Raw genomic sequence first — 22,102 nt, forward strand, 5'->3', positions numbered from 1 at the left:
TCACCGCTGCGCCCGTCCCCGGGCCGGGGCGGCGCACCGGGTGCGCGGTGCAAAAGAGCGTCTTCGCGGTTGTCCTCCCCCGGACAACGCCATCAGCATATACCCCGTCCCCGGCTTTTTCCGGCCTGCGCTTCAGGCGAGTTGCCCAAACGCGGGTAATCTGTGAACCAGATCATACCGACGGCAGCAGCCGGCGGCCCGGTTCAGCCGGGCAGGACGGCACGGAAAGAGGCATCGACACATGGCCGAGAACAACAGCAGCCGAGACGACGTCGTCATCCTGAACGGCGCGCGGACGCCCAATGGACGACTGAACGGCCAGCTCGCATCATTCACCGCGGTCGAGCTCGGAGGCAAAGCCATCGCGGCCGCGCTGGAGCGCTCCGGCGTCGCGGCCGAACAGGTGGACGCGGTCATCATGGGACACGTCATCCAGGCCGGAGCCGGCCAGAACCCCGCCCGGCAGGCAGCGATCGCCGGCGGGCTCGGCTGGAACGTCCCCACCGTAACGATCAACAAGGTGTGCCTCTCCGGGCTGGCGGCCATCACGGACGCCGCCCGGCTGATCCGTTGCGGCGAGGCGCAGCTGGTGGTGGCCGGCGGGCAGGAGTCGATGACCAACGGCCCGCACCTGCTGCCCGGTTCCCGCCAAGGCTGGACCTACGGCAGCCTGACCGCCCTGGATGCCACGGCCCACGACGGGCTCACCGATGCCTTCGACCACGAGTCCATGGGCGCCTCCACCGAGCGCCGGAACAGCGAGCTGGGCATCGGCCGCGAAGCGCAGGATGCAGTGGCCGCCGCGTCCCACCAGCGCGCCGCCGCGGCGGCGGAAAGCGGGGTCTTCGACGACGAGATCGTTCCGGTTACCGTGCCGCAGCGCAAGGGCGGGGACCTGGTGGTCGACCGCGACGAGGGCGTCCGGCCGCAAACCACGGTGGAGAGCCTTGCCCCGCTGCGCCCGGCCTTCGCCAAGGACGGCACCATCACGGCTGGAAACTCGTCCCCGCTGTCCGACGGCGCGGCCGCCGTCGTGGTGGCGAGCCGCGGTTTCGCCGAGGACAACGGCCTGGACTGGCTCGCCGTCGTCGGCCGCCCCGGGCAGGTGGCGGGACCGGACACCTCGCTGCAGTCCCAGCCCTCCAACGCCATCTCGCAGGCCCTCAAGCGGGCCGGCTGGACCACCGCCGACCTGGATTTCATCGAAATCAACGAAGCCTTCGGCGCCGTCGCCGTGCAGTCGCTGCAGGACCTGGACCTGCCGCTGGAGAAGTGCAACATCCACGGCGGGGCCATCGCCCTCGGCCATCCGATCGGCGCCTCCGGTGCCCGGCTGGCGCTGACGGCCGCCTGCGAGTTGCGCCGGCGCGGAACCGGCAAGGCCGCTGTCTCCCTGTGCGGCGGCGGCGGCCAGGGCGAGGCGCTGCTGCTCTACCGGGACTAGGACCCGGGCGGCCCCCGGCACCCCGGCCGGGAATACCGGCCCGGCGCCGGGGCTTGAACCGGTCATGAACAACGAATCCGGTGCCCCTGCCCCGCCAGCCGGCCTGCAACGTTTCCTGGCCGGCGCGGAAGCCCACTCGCTGAAGGTCGAGGTCGCCGAACGTTCCGGCGCCCGCAGCCTCGCGGAGGCGGCGCAGCTGTTGGGCATTGCCGAGGCCGACATCGTCAAGACCCTGGTCATCAAGCATAAGGACGGCTCGTTCCTGTTCGCCCTCATCCCCGGGGACCGGCAGATCTCCTGGCCCAAGCTCCGGTCGCTGCTTGGGGTCAACAAACTGTCGTTGCCGCACGCCGATGTGGCGTTTACGGCGACGGGCTACCGGCGCGGCACCATCACCCCGCTGGGCAGCAGCACGGCGTGGCCGGTCTACGCCGACGAGTCCATCCGCGGCCGGCGGATTTCGCTGGGCGCCGGGGAGCACGGTTACTCCGCCTTTGTCGACGCCGATGCGCTGACGTCCGCGCTCGGCGCCACCGTGGCCGACATCTCCGACCCGGCCTGAGCCCGCGTTACCGGCTGCCTGCCCGGGCGCAACCAGCACAAAGCCCCGCCGCCCGGAGAGGGCGGCGGGGCTTTGAAGAAGCTGAAAGAGCTTACTTGAGGGTGACGGTCGCGCCGGCAGCCTCGAGAACTTCCTTGGCCTTCTCGGCAGCTTCCTTGGTGGCGCCTTCGAGGACGGCCTTCGGAGCGCTGTCGACCAGGTCCTTGGCTTCCTTGAGGCCCAGGGAGGTCAGGGCACGGACTTCCTTGATCACTGCGATCTTCTTGTCGCCGGCAGCTTCGAGGACGACGTCGAATTCGGTCTGCTCCTCGGCAGCGGCTTCGCCGCCGCCGGCGGCGGGGCCTGCAACGGCAACAGCAGCAGCGGTGACCTCGAAGGTCTCCTCGAACAGCTTGACGAACTCGGAGAGCTCGATGATGGTCAGTTCCTTGAAAGCTTCAATGAGCTCTTCGTTGGTGAGCTTCGCCATGGTTGGCGTCCTTCCTGATAGGTGATGCGGCTGGTGTGTCCGCACCAAGAGTTGGTTGGTGAAGAGTCTTACTGCTCTTCGGCGGCAGCCTCGGCCGGGGCCTCGGTTGCTTCGGCAGCGGGAGCTTCGGCTTCGGCAGCTTCGGCCGGAGCTTCGGCAGCGGCGCCGCCGTTCTCCTCCTGCTTGATGCGCAGCGCATCGAGGGTGCGGGCCAGTGCGGACATCGGCGCCTTGAGGACGCCGGCGACGCGGGCCAGCTGGTGCTCGCGGGACTCGAGAGCGGCCAGCGCAGCAACGGCGGTTGCGTCCAGGGCCTTGCCCTCGAAGACACCGGTCTTGATGATGAGCTGCGGGTTGGACTTTGCGAAATCCGTCAGGGACTTGGCGGCTGCAACGGCGTCACCCTTGATGAAGGCGATAGCAGTGGGTCCGGAAAGCTGGCCGTCGAACGCGTCGATGCCGGCTTCCTTGGCTGCAATGCCAGTCAGGGTGTTCTTTACGACCGCGAACTTGGTGTCCTGGCCGAGAGAAACACGCAGCTCCTTGAGCTGTGCAACGGTAAGCCCGCGGTATTCGGTTAGGACTGCAGCGCTGGATTCCTTGAAATCGGTGGTGATTTCTTCAACGGCTGCCACCTTGGTTGGCGTTGCCATAACCCTCCTTCCGGGGAATAGTGCCGGTGGTTCGGGTCGCACGCATAAAAAACGCCCCATGCAGATGCACGGGGCTTCGTTCCCGCACCGACGTTCCGGCAGCGGGGCAATGCTTCGTTCACCTGCGCAGGCCGTCCCAGGCATGGGACTTTCGGTTGAAAACGTGGAGGATTTCAACGACCGACGGTCTTTGGTTCTTCAAGGTTACGGGATCCTGCCGCCGGACTCCAAATCGGCGGCAGGCAAGGGGCGCCAATTGGCCCGCCGGGACGCGTCAGACGGCGGCCGACCCTATGGGAGAGGCTTTCCCCGGGCCCGCCGCACTGCCGTCGAGGTCGTCCTGGACCTGGTTGACGTGGTCCTCCATGGCCTGGCGTGCTCCCGGGGAGTCCCCGCTTTCGACGGCGGCGAGCACCCTGCGGTGCATGGCCAGCGTGCGGGTACGGACGGCCTGCGCCACAAAGGCTTCCCGCCGCGCGTCCGCCAGCACCCGGGCCATCGGCACGAAGACCGCCGGAAAGAGGATGTTGCCGGACGCTTTGAGGATCGCAGTGTGAAACAACCGGTCGGCTTCGACGAAGGCATCCGGGTCACCCGCGGCATCCGCCGAAGCCATCGACTCCAGCTCCCCGCGCAGCAGCTCCAGGTCGCCGGCAGTGCGGCGGAGGGCAGCCAGCGCAGCGGCACCGGATTCGACCAGGCGCCGCACTTCGAGCAGTTGCCGTGAGGCGGCGGAGTCGCTCATGCTGTACGCCGCGGCGCGGACGATGGCTTCGACCGAGGTCCATTTCTCCGCGGGGTTGATGAAGGTGCCGCGGCCCCGCTGGATGCTGATCACGTTCATGGCCCGCAGCATGGTGAGGGCCTCCCGGACGGTCAGCCGGCTGACCTGCGACCGGGCGGCGATCTCGGCTTCCGTCGGCAGCGCGTCTCCGGGCGCCATCCGGCCGGCGATGATCTGCTCCAGCAGGTCTTCCGCCACCGTATCAACCAGCGTCCTGCGTTCCATCGGCCCTCCCGCCATACCCGGCAGCGTGCCGGTGCGCTGTCATCGTAACCGCCGCTGGTGGTTACCGACGCGTAGCATTACGGGCGGGCGCCATGGCCGTAATTACGGTGTCAAACGGCACGGCCGGGGGCGGGTTTACCCGGCCTGCTGCCCCGGACGCAGCTTCTTCTGCCAGGCGGCCTCGTACCCCGCCGGAGCGAAGCCGAGTGCGGTGTTGATGTCCAGCATGTGGCTGTTTTCGTCGGCGTTCCAGGTGTAGAGCCGGCGCCCCTGCGGCCATGCTTCCGCCACCCGCTGCAGGTTGCGGGCCTTGATCCACATGCCCAGGCTGTGGCCACGGTGGGCACGCAACACCAGCGTGTCCTCCTGGAAGACCACCTCGGGCTGCTCCGGGAAAAATTCAAGCACGGTATGGCCCACCAACTGGTCGCTGGGCACATGCCGGGCCGTGACCACCAGGCAGCGTCCGCCCTTGCGCCGCAGCTCTTCCTCATGGTGGCGGACCCGTGCCGCGTCCCACGCTTCTTCCTCGTAGTCCAGTTCACCCAGCGGGACGTCCGTGCTCATCCGCTGCCGCAGCGCCGCGTACTGGTCCACGTGGTCGGGCGGGCAGCTGTCGGCCCACTCCAGCAGCCGGTAGTCCCCGCCGGCCTTCCCGGCGGCTGCTGCCACCTGGACTGCCAGTCTGTCCTGGTCGACGGGAAGCGGCATCCTGCTGCAGCGCTCCACCTGTTCGAGCCGGAAGCCGCCTGCCAGCGCAAAGCGCACGGCCGGCGCGGACGCCGGCAGGGCCCCGGCCCCGGTCCCCGGCCGGAGCATGTCCGGCCCCCCGGGATCGAAACCGGCAGGATGCTCGCTCCAGGCCTGCAGCGTGGTCCGGCCCTGGCTGACCGCGCAAGCCTCGGCCTCCGCCAGCAGCCTGCTTCCCACGCCACGACGGCGGTACTCGGGGTGGACAGCCACAAAGACGTACCCGTTCCGTTCGTTGTCCCGCAGCGACAGTTCGAGCAAGGCGCGCCCGACGTGCCGGTCGCCGTCCTTGGCCGCCCAGAGATGCGTTACCGAGTAGTCGCTCGCCCGCGATCCCTCGAGCCTAACGGCCGGGCTCACCCAAAAATCGTTGTTGCCCCAGATCAGCCCGTTGACCAGGTTGGCCAGCTCGGCGGATGCGACGAAGTCCGCACCGCCGGGACCCTCCAGGGTAGGCGGGATCCGCAGCGGCGCGATCGTGATCGAGGTGGCGTGCATGCGTGCTCCTCGGCTGTGAGGGAAGTGATTGGGCAGTGCCAATCACTTTACTGCATTCCGCCGGACGGCACCATTCCCCGCTTAAACGGACTATGGCCGCAGCTTCATGCTGCGGCCATAGTCTAAGCGGTCGCCGTTGCCGGCGAACCTGAAGTCCTGGCTAGGCCTCCACGGCCACCTTGGTGACGTTCGGGTCCACGGCGATGCCGGGGCCGAAGGTGGTGGTAACGGTGGCCTTCGCGATGTACCGGCCCTTGGAAGCGGACGGCTTCAGGCGCAGCACCTCTTCCAGGGCGGCGGCGTAGTTCTCCACCAGCTTGTTGGCGTCGAAGGACACCTTGCCGATGATGAAGTGGAGGTTGGCGTGCTTGTCGACGCGGAAGTCGATCTTGCCGCCCTTGATGTCGTTGACAGCCTTGGTGACGTCCGGGGTCACCGTACCGGTCTTCGGGTTCGGCATCAGGTTGCGGGGACCGAGGACCTTGCCCAGGCGGCCGACCTTGCCCATCAGTTCCGGGGTCGCCACTGCGGCGTCGAAGTCGGTCCAGCCGCCCTGGATCTTCTCGATCAGGTCGTCGGAGCCAACGAAGTCGGCGCCGGCGGCGATAGCGGCCTCGGCCTTGTCGCCGGTGGCGAAGACCAGCACGCGGGCGGTCTTGCCGGTGCCGTGCGGCAGGTTGACCGTGCCGCGGACCATCTGGTCCGCCTTGCGCGGGTCGACGCTGAGGCGGAAAGCCACCTCAACGGTCGCGTCGAACTTGGACGGGTTGGTCTCCTTGGCGAGAGTGATTGCCTCGACCGGAGCGTAAACCTTGTCCGCCTCGATCTTGGCTACAGCTGCCTCATATGCTTTGCTGCGCTTTGCCATCTGCTTTTTCTCCTTGTGCAGTTGTGGTCTGCGGACCGCGCTCGGCCCTGCCACAACGACGGCGGTGTTCCCACCCCTGGCGAGCTGGGTCGCCGTCGTTTTTTGAATTGTCTTGGTGGGGTCCTGCAGGACGAACGTCCTGGCACGACCACCTGGGGTCGAGGTGCTTAGCCCTCGACCTCGATGCCCATGGAGCGGGCGGTGCCGGCGATGATCTTGGCGGCAGCCTTGATGTCGTTGGCGTTGAGGTCTTCCATCTTGGTGCCGGCGATCTCATCGACCTGCGCCTGGGTCAGCTTCGCAACCTTGTTGGTGTGCGGGGTAGCCGAGCCCTTCTGCACGCCTGCAGCCTTCTTGATCAGCTCTGCGGCCGGCGGGGTCTTGGTGATGAAGGTGAAGGAACGGTCTTCGTAAACCGTGATTTCAACCGGGATCACGTTTCCGCGCTGGGATTCCGTGGCGGCGTTGTACGCCTTGCAGAATTCCATGATGTTGACACCGTGCTGACCAAGCGCCGGACCGATCGGCGGGGCCGGGTTGGCGGCGCCTGCCTGGATCTGGAGCTTGATGAGGCCGGTGACCTTTTTCTTGGGGGCCATATCGGGTCCTTCTCTCACATTACGTACCGGCGGCACAGGAGCGTGCCGACGGTGGTTGGCCGCCATGGCGTGGCGGCCGGCCGTGCGGATTCGGACAAAGCGGGTCCTGGTCCGCACGAAGTCTTGGTTAGTGGATCTTGGTGACCTGGCTGAACGAGAGCGTCACCGGGGTTTCGCGCTCAAAGATGGTCACCAGCACCACCAGCTGCTGGGATTCCGGCTTGATTTCGGAAATCGTCGCCGGCAGCGTCTCGAACGGCCCGTCGTTGACCGTGACGGACTCGCCGACCTCGAAGTTGACGGTGATCGGCGTGCTCGCGGCAGCCGACTTGCCGGCAGCCTTGCCGCCGGCTTCCGTCTTGGTGCCGGTGATGGTGTGCTCCAGCATGGAAGCAACTTCCTTCAGGCTCAGCGGCACCGGGTTGTGGGCGTTGCCGACGAATCCGGTCACGCCCGGAGTGTGGCGGACGGCGCCCCACGAGGCGTCGGTCAGGTCCATCCGGACCAGCACGTAACCCGGGATGCGCACGCGCTTGACCAGCTTGCGCGTGGTGTTCTTGATCTCCACGACCTCTTCCATCGGGACCTGGATCTCGTAGATGAAGTCTTCCATGTTCAGGGTCTGGATGCGGGTCTCCAGATTGACCTTCACACGGTTTTCGTAGCCGGCGTAGGAGTGGATGACGTACCAGTCACCGGGCTGGCGGCGCAGCTTGGCGCGGAATGCTTCGAGGGCTTCCTCTTCGGTCTGCTCGGCCTCTTCGGCCTGCCCGGTCCCTTCCGGGGCCTCGTCGGCGGCTTCGGCTTCGGTCATGTCCGCCTCGGCGGCGGCTTCGGCGGCCTCGTCGAGGACGGGGGCGTCTTCGGCGGCCTGGTCAAGCTCGCTCGCCAGATCGGTACCGGCAGCCTCGTCTGCGGCGTCAACGCCAGAAGCCGGCACCTCGTCGGTGCCGGTCTCGGTAACCTGCTCGTCGGCTTCCAGTTCCGCGTTCTCTTCGGAGTTCTGGGCTTCGAGTTCCTGGTCGGACACTTAGCTTCCTGCTTTCTTCTTCAGCTCACTTGACTCGCGGCGGCTTTGCGCCGTCGTCGTATCCATCCGTACGGCTGCCGCAACGCGGACGTTACTGTTCGGGTATGCCGTCTCCGAAGACGAAGAACGCGGCCTGGCCGAAAACCAGATCCAGTGCCGTGACGATCAACATCATGACGGCCACAAAAGCGATCACTACAAGCGTGTAGTTCAGCAATTCCTTGCGGGTCGGCGTGACGACCTTTTTGAGTTCGGCAATGATCTGGCGGACAAACAGAATGATCCGGGCGATGAGACCGCGCTTCTCGGTCTTTCGTCCGGTGGGGCGCCCCTGGGGACTGCTGGCAGACGTATCGGTCAACCTGGCCTCACTCATTCTGTCCGGTGTCCGGCCCCCGGACGGCCTCGGCCGGCCTGGACCGCTGCTTCGTGCTGGGATGCTGAACTGCTGCAGTTATGCCTGCGGCTGTTCTGCGCAGGGCAGACAGGACTCGAACCTGCAACCTGCGGTTTTGGAGACCGCTGCGCTACCAATTGCGCCACTACCCTATGGAGCCGAATACCGCCGGATGCCCCCCGCCGTGCGGGCATGGAACATCATGGCGTTTTCAACACCGAAGATCCAGTTTACGCCAGCGATGCGCCGACGTCGAACCGAACCCCGTTTGCCGCCCAAAAGGCGACTGATCCATTATGCAACATTTCCGCCGGCCCGCTGACCAACAGGACCGCCAACAGGACCCGCGGGCGCCAACCGAGGGCGCGCCAGGGGGCCGCGGCGCCGCCGGCAGGACATCCCCGACGGGCTGCACCTAGACTATGGAACAGTCCTACACGCTACTGAAGACGGGAACCCCATGCCTGCCAACGCCCGCGTCTCCCGGCGCATTGCGTCCATCGCCGAATCCGCCACCCTCGCCGTCGACGCCAAGGCGAAGGCGTTGAAGGCCGCCGGGCGCCCGGTGATTGGCTTCGGGGCGGGCGAACCGGACTTCCCGACCCCGGAGTACATCGTGGAGGCCGCCGTCCAGGCCGCACGCCAGCCGCGTTTCCACCGCTACTCCCCCGCCGGCGGCCTCCCCGAACTGAAGCAGGCCATCGCGGACAAGACGCTGCGCGATTCCGGCTACCGGGTGGATCCCGCCCAGGTGCTGGTGACCAATGGCGGCAAGCAGGCCGTGTACGAATCCTTCGCCACCTTGTTGGATCCGGGCGACGAGGTCCTGGTCCCCACGCCGTTCTGGACCACCTACCCGGAGGCGATCCGGCTGGCCGGCGGCGTCCCGGTGGAGGTCTTCGCCGGGCCGGAGCAGGGCTACCTGGTCACCGTCGACCAGCTCGAAGGCGCGCTGACCGAAAACACCAAGGTGCTGCTCTTCGTCTCCCCGTCCAACCCGACCGGCGCCGTCTACCAGCCGGAACAGGTCGCCGAAATCGGCCGGTGGGCCGCCTCCAAGGGCTTGTGGGTCATCACCGACGAGATCTACGAGCACCTCACGTACGACGGCGTGCCCTTCACCTCCATCGCGACGGCCGCGCCGGAACTGGGCGACAAGGTCGTCATCCTCAACGGCGTCGCCAAGACCTACGCCATGACCGGCTGGCGGGTGGGCTGGATGATCGGCCCGAACGACGTGGTCAAGGCCGCCACCAACATGCAGTCGCACGCCACCTCCAACGTGGCCAACGTGTCCCAGATGGCAGCGCTGGCCGCCGTGTCCGGACCGCTGACCGCGGTGGACGAGATGAAGGTGGCCTTCGACCGCCGCCGCAAGGCCATGGTCGAGGGCCTGAACGCCATCGCCGGCGTCGAATGCCCGACGCCGGAGGGCGCGTTCTACGCCTACGCGGACGTCCGCGGGCTGCTGGGCAAGGAATTCACGACGGCGGACGGCACCGTCCGTCCGGCGACCTCCGCCGAGCTTGCCTCGCTGATCCTCGACGAGGTCGAGGTCGCCGTCGTTCCCGGCGAGGCCTTCGGTCCGTCCGGCTTCGTGCGGCTGTCCTACGCCCTCGGCGACGAAGACCTCGCCACCGGCGTCGGCCGGCTGCAGGACTTCCTGGCGAAGGCCAAGTAACCGCCCGAAACCGTGCCGGCCGGGCTGCCGACGGGCAGCCCGGCCGCGGCGTGCCTGCTACTTTTCCGGCTGCGATTGATGGGCCGGATTGCCGTGGAACGGCGGCACGACCTGCGGGCCCGAGGTTTCCGGCCGCGCCGCGGAGCCGCCCTGGGTCCGGCCGACCTCGGGCATGTCCGGCGTGGTGGTGCCGCTCGGCTCTGCTCCGGCGCGCAGTTCCTCTAGCCGGCGCTCGAGGACCTGGACGACCGGGAGCCGGTTGCCGTGCTCACGTTCATAGGCCAGAAGCTCCGTCATTCCCTGCTCGTCCAGCCCCGTGATCCGGGACGGCAGAGTGCCCAGGGGTATGTGGTCGTAGTCCGGCAGCGGCAGTTCGTCGTGCTGCGGGGAGTCGGTCATGGATCCTCCTGCGCGGTCCGTCCTGACAGTGCCACCAAGCTACCACCGGCGCCTGGGGCACAACAGGGCCAGGTGCCCGGCTACGGGATCCGTTGGTCAACGGCCCTGTTACAGGATCCGGCGATCGGCTCCCCGGCTACAGGATCCGGCGGTCAACGGCCCAGCGGGTCAGCTCGTGCCGGGAGGACAGCTGGAGCTTGCGCAGCACGGACGAGACGTGCGTTTCGACGGTCTTGATGGAGATGAACAGTTCCTTGGCCACTTCCTTGTACTGGTAGCCGCGGGCGATCAGCCGCATGACCTCCAGTTCACGCGCGGAGAGCTTGTCCAGTTCGTCGTCAACATTGGCGACGGCCGCCGTGCCGAAGGCGTCCAGGACGAACCCGGCCAGCCGCGGCGAGAAGGCAGCGTCGCCGCCGGCCACCCGCTCCACGGCGTCGGAGATCTCGGCGCCGGAGATTGTCTTGGTGACGTACCCGCGGGCGCCGGCCCGGATGACGGTGACTACATCTTCGGCGGCGTCGGACACGCTCAGCGCCAGGAACCTGGTCTCTCCCAGCAGGTCCGCGCAGCCCGCCACCACCTCGGCCCCGCCGCCGCCCCTGCCTCCTGGCAGGTGCACGTCCAGGAGCACTACCGCGGGCCGCTGCTCGTGGATGGCCGCAATCGCCTGCTCCACGGTCGCGGCCTCGGCGACCACCTCGATCCGCCCGTCCAGGTCCGCTTTCAAGCCGGAACGGAAGATGGCGTGGTCGTCCACAACGACCACGCGGATGGGTTCGGTCACGATGCGGTTCCTTCCTGGGGGTGCTGCAGGCTGAGGTGGACTTCGGTGCCGCTGCCGGTGTTGCGGATTTTTGCCTGGCCGCCGTGGCGCTCCATCCGGCCGATGAGCGATTCGCGCACGCCCATCCGGTCCGGCGGCACGGCGGCTAGCTCGAACCCGGGACCGCGGTCGCGGACGAAAATTTCGCTGCTGCCCGGTGTGCACTCAACGTATACGGAGATGCCGCCGCCCGCATGTTTGGCCGCGTTCTGCACCGCTTCCCGGGTGGCATGCACCAGGACCTCGTGCCGGTCGGTCATGGCGCTGTCGCCCACTGCGACGACGTCCACGGGGTGCCCGTAGGCGTCTTCGATTTCCGCGGCCACCGCCTTCACGCGGTCCACCAGGTTGCCCTCTTCCTGCCGCTTGTCCCGGTAGAGCCATTCGCGCAGTTCCCGTTCCTGGGCGCGGGCCAACCGGGTGACGTCGTGTTCCGAACCGGCACGGTTTTGGATCAGGGCCAAGGTCTGCAGCACCGAATCGTGCAGGTGCGCGGCGATTTCCGCGCGCTCGGTTTCCCGGATGCGGCCGGAGCGTTCGGTCTCCAGGTCCCGCCAGTACTTCAACACCCACGGTGCCAAAACCAGCAGGACCCCGGCCAACACGGCCAGCGAGGCGAACAGCGTGGGCCACATGGCCTCCCAGGTAATCGACCCGGACACCATGGTGACGATGCCGGCCACCACCAGGACCAGCCCTGCCAGCAACCGGACGGCGCCCTGGGCCCCGGTTGCGCCGGCGCGATCCATCAATCCGCTGCGCCGGGAATCGTCCAGCTGCATCCACGCGATCACCGCGCCGGCCGCGATGGCGAGGACGGGCAGCCAGGTTCCCCACGGCAAATTGATGCCCGCGAGCTGGGCGACGACGGCACCGCCTGCGAGGACCAGGGCCGCGCCGATCAGGATTTCCTTGCCGCCGCGCTGCATCAGCCGCGGGGCGCCCGTCCCTCCGGCGACCTGCGGAAGCGCTCCGGGCTGCCCGCCGGGGCGGCCGACGTGCGGGGCCGGCAGACCGTCGGGGTAAGCGGGGGTCCCGAGGGGGTGGCCCGGCTGCCCGCCGGGCCGGCCGCTGGGCTCCTGGCCGGGACGCGGACCGCCGAATCCCCGCGCGAAGTTCTCCGCGATGTCGCGGGGATTAAAGGCGCGCTCGGCGGCCAGGGCCTTATCCGCCGCGGTCGGCACCAGCAGCCAGAGCCAGACGTAGAGCAGCACACCCGCTCCCCCGGCGAGCGCCAGGACCACCATGCCGACCCGGACGATCGCGACCGAGGTGTTCAGGTGCCGGGCCAGGCCGGTACACACGCCCGCGATGATGCGGTCCTCGGTGGAGCGGACGAGCGGTTCTCTCATGGGTCAATCCAAGCACGCGCGGGAGCGCCCGGCCTACCGTGGGGCGCTGATTCAGGGGAACCCCGGCCGGCCGGTCAGGGAAGGGTCAGGGTGGCACCCCATAGAGGAGACGGCTGCCGGTTGGAATGATCAAACCATGACCTCACACGCACCGATCCCGTCGGATAACGACGGCACCGACCGAACAGACGACCCGGACCAGCAACCGGCCGCACAGGACTCCCGGCAGGAATCCGCCCCGGCAACGAACCAGGCACCGGCTCCCGGCGAGCGCGAGACCGTCCAGCCGGATACCGGCGAAGCAGGGGACGCAGGGACCGGCGACCGCGCCGACGACGGCGCTGCCCCGCTGCCCGACGACGCTTCGCGGTATGGGGCCGCGGCACAGCCCGCGGATGCCCCGCGGCCCGACGACGCGGCACGCTACGACGACGGGCCCGCCAATCCGACCGAACCCATCCTCCCGCGCACCAACCCCACCATGCCGCTGGGCGCGGGCTACACCGATGCGGCCCATGCCGACGCGGCCGGGGGCGACGGCACCGGTTACCCCGGCCGCGACGGAGGCGGCGGGGGCTTCCCGCCGCCTCCGTCGGACAGCGCCGGCGCTTACCCGCCGCCGCCCGGCGGCGGCTTCCCGGCGCAGAGCAACGCGTTCTTCAGCTGGTTCCGTAACCTGGGCGTTGCCCGCGGGCAGGACCGCTGGATCGGCGGCGTAGCCTCCGGCGTCGCGCACCGGATCGGGCTGGACCCTATCCTGGTCCGCGGCCTGTTCATCCTGCTGGCCGTCTTCGGCGGCATCGGCGTGCTGCTCTACGGCGTGGCCTGGGCCCTGCTGCCCGAGCCGGACGGCCGGATCCATGCGGAAGAAGCCGGCCGCAGCAACTGGACGGCAGGCATGACCGGCGCGGTGATCTTCACGGCCCTGGGCGTGTTCAGCCGCCCGTTCAGCTGGATATTCGGGTTCGACAACGACGGCGGCTGGGGCTTCGGCGGCTTCCTCTGGGCCGTCCTCTGGCTCGGGGCGGTGGGGTTCTTCATCTACTGGCTCGCCACGCGCAACAAGACTGCCGCCGGCTCCCCCGGCTCCGCCGCCCCCGCGGCACCGGCTCCGGGCAGCCATGCCGGCCCGGCCCACACCGCCGGCGCCGCCTACGGTTCGATGCCGGCGTCCGCGGCCGGGTACGGCAACGCGGGCCACGGCGGCCCCCCGGGCCCGCCGCGGCAGGCCTACCCGCAGCCGCGCCCGTATCCCCAGCCCGCTCCGCGGCCGTACAAGCCCGCCCCCCGCGGCCCCTCGGGCGCGGCCATCGCCCTCACTCTGGGTGCGGCCATGCTGGCCGCCGGCGTGGTCCTGGGACTCAACGCGCTGGAGTTTATTGACCTGGGCCGGAACGTCGTACCGGCCGCGATCGCCGCCGCGCTGATCGTGATCGGCATCGGCGTCGTCGTGATGGGCGCCGTCGGCCGCACCTCCGGCGTCCTCGGTTTCCTGGCTGCCGTGGGACTGGTCCTGGCGCTGGCCTTCTCCGCGGGAACGCAGTGGACCGCCTCCAACTTCGCCATCGCCTCCAGCCGCACCTGGACCTCGGCCGCGGCGCCGGCCCAGGGTGACGGCTACAGCGTAGTGGCCGGCGACGGCACCGTGGACCTGCGGGCCGTCTCCGGTTCCCGTTTCGGCGGCCCCGCCGTCGTCCCGGTCAACGCCGTGGCCTCCTCCGTCACCGTCATCATCCCCGACGACGTCCCGGTGAAGGTGGAAACCCAGATGGCGCTGGGCAACGTCGAATACGTCACCGGCGCGGACAGCGGACGGCACTCCGGCGTCTGGCAGCCGGGAAGCTACATCATCAACGACGACGGCGGGGCGCCGGAGATCATCCTGGCCGTCCGGGGCGTGGCCAGCAACGTAGACATCATGACCGTCAGCGAACTGGAGGAAATCCGATGAGCAGCCAACTGAACCACGACCAGGATCGCCGTCCCCGCGCAGGCACCATCATCTGGGGGCTGATCGCCGTGGCCGTCGGCCTGCTGGTGCTCGCCGGAACCTGGTGGGACATCAGCTTCAACTGGGCCTACGTCATGATCGCCCTGTTGATCGGCTCCGGGATCGCCCTGGTGGTCGCCGGCGTCCTGAGCGCCACCCGCAACCGGGACCGCTAGCCCAGGACCGACAGCCCAATCATCGCCGGCCAAGCACCGCCGGCCAAGGATCGACAACCCGGCGGCCCGCGCCACCCGCGCGGGCCGCCGACGACGGTCCGCCAGTGACAACAGCTCCCGAACACGAAAGCATGGTTCCATGGATACCTTTTACCGAGTGCTCCGCTCCAGCCCCGTCCGCCGCGGCCCTGACCGCTGGGTAGCCGGCATCTGCGGCGGCATCGCCGCAAAATTCGGCTGGGACGTGACGTGGGTGCGGATAGCCACACTGCTGGTCTTCCTGTTCCCCGGCGTCGGCGTCGGCACCTACCTGGTGTTGTGGCTGCTGCTGCCGAAGTACGACGGCAGCATCGCGCTGGAGAAGTTGCTCGCCAGCAAGTCCTGACCCGCTGTCCACCGGACGGAGGACAGCGGGTTCGGCAGGACGGACGTGTCGGCAACGCACGCGGCCCGGGCATGCTGGAAGCATGAGAACACCCGCCACCGCCCGCGGCGCATGGGACACCATGGGCACGCCGTCCCCCGGACATCCCGCCGGACCCGGGCCTTCCGTGCCGGAACCTGCCGAACCCGATCCCATCGGCGCCGATCCTGCCGGGCCGGGCACCGCCGTCGTCCTCGACCGGTTGGTGAAGGAGTACCGCCGTCCCGGGGGCGGTACCTTCCGCGCCGTCGACGGCATCACGCTGCGGATCCGCGCGGGCGAAACCTACGCGCTGCTCGGACCCAACGGCGCCGGCAAGTCCACCACCATCGAGATGATGGAGGGCCACCGGAAGCCCACCTCTGGCCGCGCCACCGTGCTCGGCGTCGACCCGTACCGGGCGGCGCCGGCGTTCCGTGCCCGCATCTGCCCGCTTGAGCCGCCGGCCCGCTGGTCGGGCCGATCGACGCCAAGGTCGCCGCTCCCCGCCGGAATGACTCCGGCCGGGGTTCCTGCATAGAATCGAGGCGGGCTCAATGGGGTGCTCGCGCCGACCGGCCAGCACCCGAGAAGGAGTACCCATGAGGATTGGCATCATGACCAGCGGCGGGGATTGCCCCGGCCTGAATGCGGTGATCCGCGGCATCGTGCTCAAGGGCATCACGGCGCACGGGCACGAGTTCGTGGGCTTCCGCGACGGCTGGCGCGGCGTGGTGGAGGGCGACATCATGGAACTGCCGCGGCACCAGGTGCGGGGCATTTCCAAGCAGGGCGGCACGATCCTGGGCACCTCGCGCACCAACCCGTTCGACGGACCGAACGGCGGGCCGGAGAAGATCCAGCAGACGCTGGACCGGCTGGGCGTGGACGCGGTGATCGTGATCGGCGGCGAGGGCACCTTGGCCGGCGCCTACCGGCTCACCCAGGCCGGGCTGAAGATCGTCGGCGTGCCCAAGACCATCGACAACGACCTGGAAGCCACCGACTACACCTTCGGTTTCGACACCGCGGTGCAGATTGCCACCGAGGCGATCGACCGGCTGCGCACCACGGGCGAATCGCACCACCGCTGCATGATCGCCGAGGTGATGGGCCGCAACGTGGGCTGGATCGCGCTGCACGCGGGCATGGCTACCGGCGCGCACGCCATCCTGATCCCCGAGCAGCGTGTGACCATGGACCAGGTATCCGACTGGGTGCTGCACGCGCAGAAGCGCGGCCGCGCACCGCTGGTGGTGGTGGCCGAAGGCTGGGTGCCCGACGGCGAACTGGGCCCGCATGCGGAGCGCGGGGTGGACAGCTTCGGGCGGCCGAGGCTGGGCGGCATCGGCGAACGGCTGGCCCCCGAGCTGGAAACGCGCACCGGGATCGAAACCCGAGCCACCACGCTGGGGCACATCCAGCGCGGCGGGGTCCCCTCCGGCTACGACCGCGTGCTGGCCACACGGCTGGGCATGGCGGCGGTGGATTCGGTGGTGGAGAAACGATGGGGCAGCATGGTGGCCCTGAAAGGCACCGACGTTGTGCACGTGGGCTTCGAGTCGGCGCTGAACAACTTAAAGACCGTCCCGCAGCATCGTTACGACGAGGCAAGGGTTCTCTTCGGCTGAGCGTTCAGTAGTGTGGATGGTATGCGATTGGACGCAGGGACGGCTGACATTGTGCTGCTGGCGTGGGCGCGCTTGCTCGGATTTTCCGACAGCGCCTTCGCCTCTGCCGGCGATCGGCTGACCCGGATTAACGAGGACGCCGGGACGCTCACCTTCGTGCGCTTGTTCGGCCGGTCGGCGCTGGTCGGGCCGGAATGGGCCGTTGCGGCGGCAGCCCGGTACTCGGACGACGACCTGGCCGAACACCAGACGCTGATGCAGTTGAGCCGGGAGCACGGCGGGCACGGGCTGGGCAAGGCCGTGCTGTCCTACGCCGAAGACCTTCCGGTGGTGCAGCCGGAACGGGAGGCATTGGTTTCCACCGCGGGCAGCGACGTCGCCCGCCTGGAAGACATGTGCCCGCCCGATGACAAGCACGAAGCGGCGCTGGCCGGCATGGACAAGTCGTTCGTGCTGCTGGACGGGAGCACCCCGATGGCGGGTGCGGGCTACCAGGAGTGGCAGCAGATCCTCGGCCACGTGGGCGTCCTGACCGCCCCCGCCTATCGGCGCCGCGGGGCCGGCGCGTTGATCGCCGCGATCGCGGGCCACGAGGCGCTCTCCTCCGGACTCATTCCGCAGTGGCGCTCACACGAAGAGAACAGGGCCTCCCGCGCGCTGGCCGCGAGCCTGGGATTCTGGGACGCGGGCACCCAGACATCGGTGATCCTGCAGAAGCGGACCTGACCCCGGCGGCCCGGGCTGCAGCCTGGCTCAGCGCGGCGGGCGCAGGAACCCGGTCTGCCGACCGACCACCTGGCCGGCGTCGGGAGTGACAATTACTTCCTGGGCGGCGTCGTAGCTCTCGCCGGCGTCCAGCACCGTCAACTGCGCCTGCGGATCGACCGAGCGCTTGACCACGGCCAGCGCAATCGGTCCCATCTCGTAGTGTTGCGCCGCGGAGGTAACCGCGCCGACGCGTTTGTCGCCCAGCATCACGTCGCTGCCCGGGACCGGCAGCGTGTGCTGCGAGCCGTCCAGCTGCAGGAACACCAACCGGCGCGGCGGCCGGCCCAGGTTGTGCACGCGGGCGATGGTTTCCTGGCCCTTGTAGCAGCCCTTCTCCAGGTGCACGGCGGTCCGGATGAGGTCCAGTTCGTGCGGGATGGTCTTCTCGTCGGTCTCCGCCCCGATGCGCGGCCGCCAGGCGGCGATCCGCAGCGCCTCGGCCGCCCAGACGCCGGCCAACTGCAGCCCGGAGACGGCCGTTTCCAGTTCGGCCGCCGGCAGCAGGTATTCGTACCAGGACCGTTCCAGGCCGGGGTGCTTTGGTTCCTCGATCCCGGTGTAGGCATAGCCGCCGGAACCGATCTGCGGCCACGGATCCTGCCACACGGTGCGGCCCTCGAAGGCCGGGACGGGCCTGACCGAACCCACTACGGCCCAGTCCGCGGAGACGTCGGCAACGTCTACCCGCAGCATGAACTTCATTGAGTCCAGCCATGCGGCCAGCGGCGCCGCCTCAAAGGCTTCGACGATCAGCCAGGTGCGTTCGCCGTCGTCGACGATGCGGGCGTCGTATTCGATCCGGCCCTGCACCGTGAGCAGCAGCGCTTCGCTGGACTGGCCCGGCTTCAGGTTCAACAGCAGCTGCGAGGAGAGCGTGTTCAGCCAGCTCAACCGGTCTTCGCCGGCCACCGTCACCACCCCGCGGTGGGAAAGGTCCGTCACGGCCTCGCCGCGGGCCAGCGCGCGCTGTTCGCGCAGCGGGTCGGAGTAGTGGGCGGCGACGCCGGCGTCGGCCCCGGAGGCTTCGACGGCGCCGGGCTGCAGGAGCAAAGGGCTGCGGTAGGTCATACCGGCGTCAACTCCTGGCGGCCGCGCCAAATTCCCGGCCGGCTAGGCGCGCTTGGCGAGGATCGCCGAAGCGTGCGGGGCCAGGTCCTTGCCCTTCGCCTCGGCCACGTCCCAGCGCCAGTAGAGATCGTTGTTGACCAGGCCGAAGATGCGGGTGGCCGCGCTATAGTCCTTGGACTGCGAGCCGCGCATCACCATGTCGGTGCTCAGCTGCACGCGCGGGCCCTTGATCTGCCCGTAGTAGAGCTCGGAGATGCCGCCCGGATGCACGATGGTCGCGGTGATGTCGAACCCACCGTCGGCGTTGCGCAGCTCTTCGACCTCGTCCGCGGACCTCAAGGCCGGCACGATTTCGGCGGGAACCAAACCCGGGCCGACGTCGGCGTCGTTGAGCTTGCGGTCCAGCGCCCAGAAGCCGGTTTCCACCGACAGCGGGCGCAACCGGTTGCCCTCCTCGTCGGTCAGCCAGCTTTCGGCGGTGTACTGCAGGTAGGGCAGGCCGTTCTGCGTGAACGTGGCCTTTTGGACGAAATGTTCGTCCCCCTCCTCGCCCGCGCCCAAGCGGCCGGCACCTTCCCAGGTGCCCAGCAGCCAGGACAGCGGCACCAGCTCCGGGGTCAGCTCCGTCGGGAGTTCAATCGGCATTGTTAAGCGAGGGTCGCTTACTTCTGGCCCTTGAACAGGCGGTAAACCACCAGCGAGGCGACGGCAGCGATGCCAAGGCCGGCGAGGACCAGCAGGGACAGGTAGAAAATTTCAAGACCGAGATACGACATGGCTCCATAGTAACGGCCCGGACCGCAGGATGCCTGTTCGAGACGCGGCCCACGATGTGACCTCACTCATTCAGCGCAGCAGCATCCGCTCCAGGAAGTAGACCAGCGACCCGGCGGCCATGACCGGGGCGGCGCCAACGGCGAGCATCGCCAGCAGCCGGGTGGGACCGCCGTCGGCCAGGACGAGCCGGCGGAAACTGACCATGATGATGCCGGCGGCGGCTCCCACGGCCGCGGCGGGCAGCATCGGGACGGTGGAGAACAAGGGTGCGGCCAACGCCCCCGCGAGCGGGGCCAGGACCACGCCCAGCGGCGCCACGATCCGGTCCGGCCAGGGCAGCAGGCAGACGCCGATGGCCACCAGCATGCTGATCCCGGTCACCAGCATCATGCCGCCGTTGTTGGAATTGGCCGAGAGCCGGTCGGCAGCGACCCAGCCGGCGCCCAGCGAGGTGAGCACCAGGCCGGCACTGGCGCCGAAGGTCGATTCGAGCCGCCGGGGCTGGCCGGTGCCGCGGAGCAGCTGGATCAGGAAGACGGCCATCACGCCGAGCGCGATCACCACCGCCATCCACAGCAGCGGCATGCCGGCGGGCGCGAGGCCGGCAAGCACCGCCGTCGCAATTCCTGCCAAGGAGATGACGGCGGCGAGGGTCTTTTTGGCCGGGACGCCCAGCAGCACCGGCCAGCCGATCCCGATCACCACCGCGGCGACGCACACCACTGCCGTCAGCACCGGGAGGGACAGGTAGGAGGCACCGATGACGGCGCACAGTACGGCGGCAGCGGCTGCGGCGACGATCCACGTTTTCACGCTAGTCATACTGCCCTATGACGCAGGGGCGGGGCGAGAAACCGCGGCGCCGCAGGGCGCGGCGCTATACTTATGCCACCGTCCGGCAGGGTGCGCCTGCGTTTGAGGACCTACCGGGCCCAGCCCGATGATGTGCGCCGCGCAAACCCCCTGGAGGAACCATGCCGCACATTCTGCTGTTGACCAACAGTTCCGGCTCGTCGATCGACGTCCTGCCCGCCCTCGAGCTGTTAAACCACAAGGTCCACATCCTGCCGGCCGAACCGACCGCCCTGCTGGAAACCGACCCGGCCGACGTGGTCATGGTGGACGCCCGCAAGGACCTGGCCGCGGCGCGCTCGCTCACCCAGCTGCTGAAGGCCACCGGGCTGGGGGCACCGCTGATGCTGGTGCTCACCGAAGGCGGCATGGCCGCCGTCAGCGCCAACTGGCTTGCCGACGACGTGGTGCTGGTCACCGCCGGACCGGCCGAAGTCGAGGCGCGGCTGCGGCTGGTGATCGCCCGCGCCCATGCCGGCGAAGAGGACACCGGGACGGAGATCCACGCTTCCGGCGTGGTGATCGACGAGGCCAGCTACAGCGCGCGCGTCGGCGGGCAGCCGCTGAACCTGACCTACAAGGAATTCGAGCTGCTCAAGTACCTGGCCCAGCACCCGGGCCGGGTGTTCACCCGCGACCAGCTGCTGCACGAGGTCTGGGGCTACGACTACTACGGCGGCACGCGCACGGTCGACGTGCATGTGCGGCGGCTGCGGGCCAAGCTGGGCCCGGACCACGAGCAACTGATCGGCACGGTCCGCAACGTCGGCTACCGCTTCACCCTGGTGCGCGAGGCGGAAGAAGAACCCAGCGGCGTCAGCGGCTGACGGAAACGCCGAATCACTGAACCGCAGCACCCTCCCGCGCCAAGAGGCTGCTCGGATAGTCTGTGCTCATGACTGCATCGGATTCGGACCTCTGGCCCGTGCTGACCATCAAGGGCGCCCCCGACGCCGAGACCCTCGCGGACATCAAGGCGCTGGCCGCCGCCGCCGAAGAGTCCGACGGCAACCCCCCGCTCTCCGAGCAGACCTGGGTGAATCTGCGCTCCCCCGAGTCGGCCGACGTGATGGTGCTGGCGACGTATGCCGGCGAGGAGCGCTCGGATCCCGCCACCGCGACCGCGCTGGCGGGCGTCGCCGTCGTCAGCCTGGCCACCGCACCCGGCGCCGAAAGCGTGCTGGAACTGGTGGTGCACCCTTCCTACCGCGGCGAAGGCGTCGGGACCCGGCTGGTCGAGGCCGTTCAGCACCACACCGAATTGCCCGACCTGAAGGCCTGGTCGCACGGCGGCCATGAGGCCGCGGGTCGGCTGGCCGCGCGCTTCGGTTTCGCCCCGGTCCGCGAGTTGTGGCGGATGCGCCTGACCCACCCGACGGGTTTGCCGGCCGCCGAACTGCCGCCCGGCGTCGCCATCCGTTCCTTCGTGCCCGGCCGGGACGAGGAGGCATGGCTTGCCGCCAACGCCGCAGCCTTCGCCGACCACCCCGAACAGGGCGCCATGACGCTCGCCGACCTGCAGGCCCGGATGGCCGAGGACTGGTTCGATCCGGCCGGCTTCCTGTTGGCCGAGCGCGAGGATGGCGGCGGCCTGCTGGGGTTCCACTGGACCAAGGTGCACCCGCGCTCGGGCAGCCACCCGTCCATCGGCGAAGTCTACGTTGTGGGCGTGACGCCGCAGGCCCAGGGCACCGGGCTGGGCAAGGCGCTGACCATCGCCGGCATCAAGCACCTGCAGGACGCCGGCGAGCACGCCATCATGCTCTACGTCGACGCGGACAACGGGCCCGCCGTGGGGCTCTACCGCAAGCTTGGTTTCACCCGCTGGGATACGGATGTGATGTACGCACCGCGGGGGCAGGCCGGCGCGCAATAGTCGGTAACCTTATAGCTATCTGGC

At 68.9% G+C, this 22,102-nt stretch carries 25 protein-coding genes and 1 tRNA gene; 11 read left to right on the forward strand and 15 right to left on the reverse strand.

What is annotated here, in order from left to right:
* Nucleotides 1-241 precede the first annotated feature (241 nt).
* Both AC5RVD_RS10415 and AC5RVD_RS10420 read left to right on the forward strand, forming a co-directional pair.
* The gene (locus AC5RVD_RS10415; RefSeq protein ID WP_494126873.1) at nucleotides 242-1,444 is read left to right on the forward strand and encodes an acetyl-CoA C-acetyltransferase; all 1,203 of its coding nucleotides are present in this window, start codon (nucleotides 242-244) and stop codon (nucleotides 1,442-1,444) included.
* A 64-nt stretch (nucleotides 1,445-1,508) separates the two neighbouring features.
* Nucleotides 1,509-2,006 (forward strand): aminoacyl-tRNA deacylase, encoded by a 498-nt coding sequence (locus tag AC5RVD_RS10420; protein WP_494113015.1) that lies wholly within the window; start codon nucleotides 1,509-1,511, stop codon nucleotides 2,004-2,006.
* A gap of 91 nt (nucleotides 2,007-2,097) precedes the next feature.
* Here the strand turns inward: AC5RVD_RS10420 and rplL are convergent, their stop codons facing one another.
* The 9 genes from rplL to AC5RVD_RS10465 form a co-directional block, all read right to left on the reverse strand.
* Entirely contained in the window at nucleotides 2,098-2,475 is a 378-nt protein-coding gene (gene rplL / locus AC5RVD_RS10425; RefSeq protein WP_494113014.1) for a 50S ribosomal protein L7/L12, read from the reverse strand.
* A 68-nt stretch (nucleotides 2,476-2,543) separates the two neighbouring features.
* A complete protein-coding gene (rplJ, locus tag AC5RVD_RS10430; RefSeq protein WP_493989378.1) occupies nucleotides 2,544-3,128 on the reverse strand; it encodes a 50S ribosomal protein L10 in 585 nt (194 codons plus the stop codon).
* 274 nt (nucleotides 3,129-3,402) lie between these two features.
* On the reverse strand, nucleotides 3,403-4,137 hold the full coding sequence (locus tag AC5RVD_RS10435; protein ID WP_494126874.1) for a FadR/GntR family transcriptional regulator: 735 nt from the start codon (nucleotides 4,135-4,137) through the stop codon (nucleotides 3,403-3,405).
* A gap of 135 nt (nucleotides 4,138-4,272) precedes the next feature.
* On the reverse strand, nucleotides 4,273-5,385 hold the full coding sequence (locus AC5RVD_RS10440; RefSeq protein ID WP_494113012.1) for a GNAT family N-acetyltransferase: 1,113 nt from the start codon (nucleotides 5,383-5,385) through the stop codon (nucleotides 4,273-4,275).
* Between the two features lie 160 nt (nucleotides 5,386-5,545).
* Nucleotides 5,546-6,253 carry a 50S ribosomal protein L1 gene (gene rplA / locus AC5RVD_RS10445; RefSeq protein ID WP_493989381.1) on the reverse strand — a complete coding sequence of 236 codons (708 nt, stop codon included), beginning with the start codon at nucleotides 6,251-6,253 and terminating at the stop codon, nucleotides 5,546-5,548.
* A gap of 167 nt (nucleotides 6,254-6,420) precedes the next feature.
* Nucleotides 6,421-6,852, reverse strand: coding sequence for a 50S ribosomal protein L11 (gene rplK / locus AC5RVD_RS10450; RefSeq protein WP_493989382.1), 432 nt, complete (start codon nucleotides 6,850-6,852; stop codon nucleotides 6,421-6,423).
* A gap of 127 nt (nucleotides 6,853-6,979) precedes the next feature.
* Nucleotides 6,980-7,882, reverse strand: a complete 903-nt coding sequence (gene nusG, locus AC5RVD_RS10455; RefSeq protein ID WP_494113011.1) for a transcription termination/antitermination protein NusG — start codon at nucleotides 7,880-7,882, stop codon at nucleotides 6,980-6,982.
* Nucleotides 7,883-7,973: 91 nt separating this feature from the next.
* Nucleotides 7,974-8,258: a preprotein translocase subunit SecE gene (gene secE, locus AC5RVD_RS10460; RefSeq protein ID WP_494113010.1), complete on the reverse strand. Its 285-nt coding sequence runs from the start codon at nucleotides 8,256-8,258 to the stop codon at nucleotides 7,974-7,976.
* Between the two features lie 100 nt (nucleotides 8,259-8,358).
* Nucleotides 8,359-8,431 (reverse strand) — tRNA-Trp (locus tag AC5RVD_RS10465).
* 308 nt (nucleotides 8,432-8,739) lie between these two features.
* On the opposite strand from AC5RVD_RS10465, the gene AC5RVD_RS10470 reads away from it, so the two are divergent.
* Nucleotides 8,740-9,960 (forward strand): pyridoxal phosphate-dependent aminotransferase, encoded by a 1,221-nt coding sequence (locus AC5RVD_RS10470; RefSeq protein ID WP_494126875.1) that lies wholly within the window; start codon nucleotides 8,740-8,742, stop codon nucleotides 9,958-9,960.
* Nucleotides 9,961-10,017: 57 nt separating this feature from the next.
* Here AC5RVD_RS10470 and AC5RVD_RS10475 read toward each other — a convergent pair whose 3' ends face one another.
* The 3 genes from AC5RVD_RS10475 to AC5RVD_RS10485 form a co-directional block, all read right to left on the reverse strand.
* Nucleotides 10,018-10,359: a DUF8129 domain-containing protein gene (locus AC5RVD_RS10475; RefSeq protein ID WP_494113008.1), complete on the reverse strand. Its 342-nt coding sequence runs from the start codon at nucleotides 10,357-10,359 to the stop codon at nucleotides 10,018-10,020.
* A 136-nt stretch (nucleotides 10,360-10,495) separates the two neighbouring features.
* Nucleotides 10,496-11,146, reverse strand: a complete 651-nt coding sequence (locus AC5RVD_RS10480) for a LuxR C-terminal-related transcriptional regulator (RefSeq protein ID WP_493989387.1) — start codon at nucleotides 11,144-11,146, stop codon at nucleotides 10,496-10,498.
* Nucleotides 11,143-12,537, reverse strand: coding sequence for an ATP-binding protein (locus AC5RVD_RS10485; protein ID WP_494126876.1), 1,395 nt, complete (start codon nucleotides 12,535-12,537; stop codon nucleotides 11,143-11,145). The genes AC5RVD_RS10480 and AC5RVD_RS10485 overlap by 4 nt, the downstream gene beginning before the upstream one ends.
* A 136-nt stretch (nucleotides 12,538-12,673) precedes the next feature.
* On the opposite strand from AC5RVD_RS10485, the gene AC5RVD_RS10490 reads away from it, so the two are divergent.
* The 6 genes from AC5RVD_RS10490 to AC5RVD_RS10515 all read left to right on the forward strand — a co-directional run bounded on the left by AC5RVD_RS10490 (nucleotide 12,674) and on the right by AC5RVD_RS10515 (nucleotide 17,463).
* Nucleotides 12,674-14,488: a PspC domain-containing protein gene (locus AC5RVD_RS10490; protein ID WP_494126877.1), complete on the forward strand. Its 1,815-nt coding sequence runs from the start codon at nucleotides 12,674-12,676 to the stop codon at nucleotides 14,486-14,488.
* Entirely contained in the window at nucleotides 14,485-14,703 is a 219-nt protein-coding gene (locus AC5RVD_RS10495) for a hypothetical protein (protein ID WP_494113742.1), read from the forward strand. Before AC5RVD_RS10490 ends, AC5RVD_RS10495 begins: the two co-directional genes overlap by 4 nt.
* 139 nt (nucleotides 14,704-14,842) lie before the next feature.
* Nucleotides 14,843-15,088, forward strand: coding sequence for a PspC domain-containing protein (locus AC5RVD_RS10500; RefSeq protein ID WP_493989391.1), 246 nt, complete (start codon nucleotides 14,843-14,845; stop codon nucleotides 15,086-15,088).
* 82 nt (nucleotides 15,089-15,170) lie between these two features.
* Entirely contained in the window at nucleotides 15,171-15,647 is a 477-nt protein-coding gene (locus AC5RVD_RS10505) for an ATP-binding cassette domain-containing protein (protein ID WP_494126878.1), read from the forward strand.
* Nucleotides 15,648-15,708: 61 nt separating this feature from the next.
* Nucleotides 15,709-16,737: a 6-phosphofructokinase gene (locus AC5RVD_RS10510; protein WP_494113744.1), complete on the forward strand. Its 1,029-nt coding sequence runs from the start codon at nucleotides 15,709-15,711 to the stop codon at nucleotides 16,735-16,737.
* 21 nt (nucleotides 16,738-16,758) lie between these two features.
* Nucleotides 16,759-17,463: a GNAT family N-acetyltransferase gene (locus AC5RVD_RS10515; protein WP_494107622.1), complete on the forward strand. Its 705-nt coding sequence runs from the start codon at nucleotides 16,759-16,761 to the stop codon at nucleotides 17,461-17,463.
* A 27-nt stretch (nucleotides 17,464-17,490) separates the two neighbouring features.
* Here AC5RVD_RS10515 and ygfZ read toward each other — a convergent pair whose 3' ends face one another.
* The 3 genes from ygfZ to AC5RVD_RS10530 form a co-directional block, all read right to left on the reverse strand.
* On the reverse strand, nucleotides 17,491-18,573 hold the full coding sequence (gene ygfZ, locus AC5RVD_RS10520; RefSeq protein WP_494126879.1) for a CAF17-like 4Fe-4S cluster assembly/insertion protein YgfZ: 1,083 nt from the start codon (nucleotides 18,571-18,573) through the stop codon (nucleotides 17,491-17,493).
* A gap of 42 nt (nucleotides 18,574-18,615) precedes the next feature.
* Nucleotides 18,616-19,218, reverse strand: a complete 603-nt coding sequence (locus AC5RVD_RS10525; protein ID WP_494113746.1) for a nitrobindin family protein — start codon at nucleotides 19,216-19,218, stop codon at nucleotides 18,616-18,618.
* Between the two features lie 201 nt (nucleotides 19,219-19,419).
* Complete coding sequence (locus tag AC5RVD_RS10530) at nucleotides 19,420-20,172, reverse strand: hypothetical protein (protein ID WP_494126880.1); 753 nt, start codon at nucleotides 20,170-20,172, stop codon at nucleotides 19,420-19,422.
* 152 nt (nucleotides 20,173-20,324) lie between these two features.
* Here AC5RVD_RS10530 and AC5RVD_RS10535 point away from each other — a divergent pair, with 152 nt between their 5' ends.
* Together AC5RVD_RS10535 and mshD are read left to right on the forward strand one after the other, a co-directional pair.
* A complete protein-coding gene (locus AC5RVD_RS10535; RefSeq protein WP_494113748.1) occupies nucleotides 20,325-21,029 on the forward strand; it encodes a winged helix-turn-helix transcriptional regulator in 705 nt (234 codons plus the stop codon).
* Between the two features lie 68 nt (nucleotides 21,030-21,097).
* The gene (gene mshD, locus AC5RVD_RS10540; protein WP_494113749.1) at nucleotides 21,098-22,078 is read left to right on the forward strand and encodes a mycothiol synthase; all 981 of its coding nucleotides are present in this window, start codon (nucleotides 21,098-21,100) and stop codon (nucleotides 22,076-22,078) included.
* The last annotated feature ends 24 nt before the right edge of the window (nucleotides 22,079-22,102 follow it).

The sequence above is a fragment of the Arthrobacter sp. THG-b23 genome (assembly GCF_059091265.1).

What these genes read in the sequence shown, in the direction of transcription:
- AC5RVD_RS10470 (WP_494126875.1), top strand. Translation starts at nt 8,740, where the DNA reads ATGCCTGCCAACGCCCGCGTCTCCCGGCGCATTGCGTCCATCGCCGAA.
- AC5RVD_RS10475 (WP_494113008.1), bottom strand. Translation starts at nt 10,359, where the DNA reads ATGACCGACTCCCCGCAGCACGACGAACTGCCGCTGCCGGACTACGAC.
- rplK (WP_493989382.1), bottom strand. Translation starts at nt 6,852, where the DNA reads ATGGCCCCCAAGAAAAAGGTCACCGGCCTCATCAAGCTCCAGATCCAG.
- AC5RVD_RS10505 (WP_494126878.1), top strand. Translation starts at nt 15,171, where the DNA reads ATGAGAACACCCGCCACCGCCCGCGGCGCATGGGACACCATGGGCACG.
- AC5RVD_RS10515 (WP_494107622.1), top strand. Translation starts at nt 16,759, where the DNA reads ATGCGATTGGACGCAGGGACGGCTGACATTGTGCTGCTGGCGTGGGCG.
- AC5RVD_RS10490 (WP_494126877.1), top strand. Translation starts at nt 12,674, where the DNA reads ATGACCTCACACGCACCGATCCCGTCGGATAACGACGGCACCGACCGA.
- secE (WP_494113010.1), bottom strand. Translation starts at nt 8,258, where the DNA reads ATGAGTGAGGCCAGGTTGACCGATACGTCTGCCAGCAGTCCCCAGGGG.
- AC5RVD_RS10500 (WP_493989391.1), top strand. Translation starts at nt 14,843, where the DNA reads ATGGATACCTTTTACCGAGTGCTCCGCTCCAGCCCCGTCCGCCGCGGC.
- AC5RVD_RS10420 (WP_494113015.1), top strand. Translation starts at nt 1,509, where the DNA reads ATGAACAACGAATCCGGTGCCCCTGCCCCGCCAGCCGGCCTGCAACGT.
- AC5RVD_RS10485 (WP_494126876.1), bottom strand. Translation starts at nt 12,537, where the DNA reads ATGAGAGAACCGCTCGTCCGCTCCACCGAGGACCGCATCATCGCGGGC.
- AC5RVD_RS10530 (WP_494126880.1), bottom strand. Translation starts at nt 20,172, where the DNA reads ATGACTAGCGTGAAAACGTGGATCGTCGCCGCAGCCGCTGCCGCCGTA.
- rplA (WP_493989381.1), bottom strand. Translation starts at nt 6,253, where the DNA reads ATGGCAAAGCGCAGCAAAGCATATGAGGCAGCTGTAGCCAAGATCGAG.
- AC5RVD_RS10495 (WP_494113742.1), top strand. Translation starts at nt 14,485, where the DNA reads ATGAGCAGCCAACTGAACCACGACCAGGATCGCCGTCCCCGCGCAGGC.
- rplL (WP_494113014.1), bottom strand. Translation starts at nt 2,475, where the DNA reads ATGGCGAAGCTCACCAACGAAGAGCTCATTGAAGCTTTCAAGGAACTG.
- rplJ (WP_493989378.1), bottom strand. Translation starts at nt 3,128, where the DNA reads ATGGCAACGCCAACCAAGGTGGCAGCCGTTGAAGAAATCACCACCGAT.
- AC5RVD_RS10535 (WP_494113748.1), top strand. Translation starts at nt 20,325, where the DNA reads ATGCCGCACATTCTGCTGTTGACCAACAGTTCCGGCTCGTCGATCGAC.
- AC5RVD_RS10510 (WP_494113744.1), top strand. Translation starts at nt 15,709, where the DNA reads ATGAGGATTGGCATCATGACCAGCGGCGGGGATTGCCCCGGCCTGAAT.
- AC5RVD_RS10435 (WP_494126874.1), bottom strand. Translation starts at nt 4,137, where the DNA reads ATGGAACGCAGGACGCTGGTTGATACGGTGGCGGAAGACCTGCTGGAG.
- AC5RVD_RS10440 (WP_494113012.1), bottom strand. Translation starts at nt 5,385, where the DNA reads ATGCACGCCACCTCGATCACGATCGCGCCGCTGCGGATCCCGCCTACC.
- mshD (WP_494113749.1), top strand. Translation starts at nt 21,098, where the DNA reads ATGACTGCATCGGATTCGGACCTCTGGCCCGTGCTGACCATCAAGGGC.
- AC5RVD_RS10415 (WP_494126873.1), top strand. Translation starts at nt 242, where the DNA reads ATGGCCGAGAACAACAGCAGCCGAGACGACGTCGTCATCCTGAACGGC.
- AC5RVD_RS10525 (WP_494113746.1), bottom strand. Translation starts at nt 19,218, where the DNA reads ATGCCGATTGAACTCCCGACGGAGCTGACCCCGGAGCTGGTGCCGCTG.
- ygfZ (WP_494126879.1), bottom strand. Translation starts at nt 18,573, where the DNA reads ATGACCTACCGCAGCCCTTTGCTCCTGCAGCCCGGCGCCGTCGAAGCC.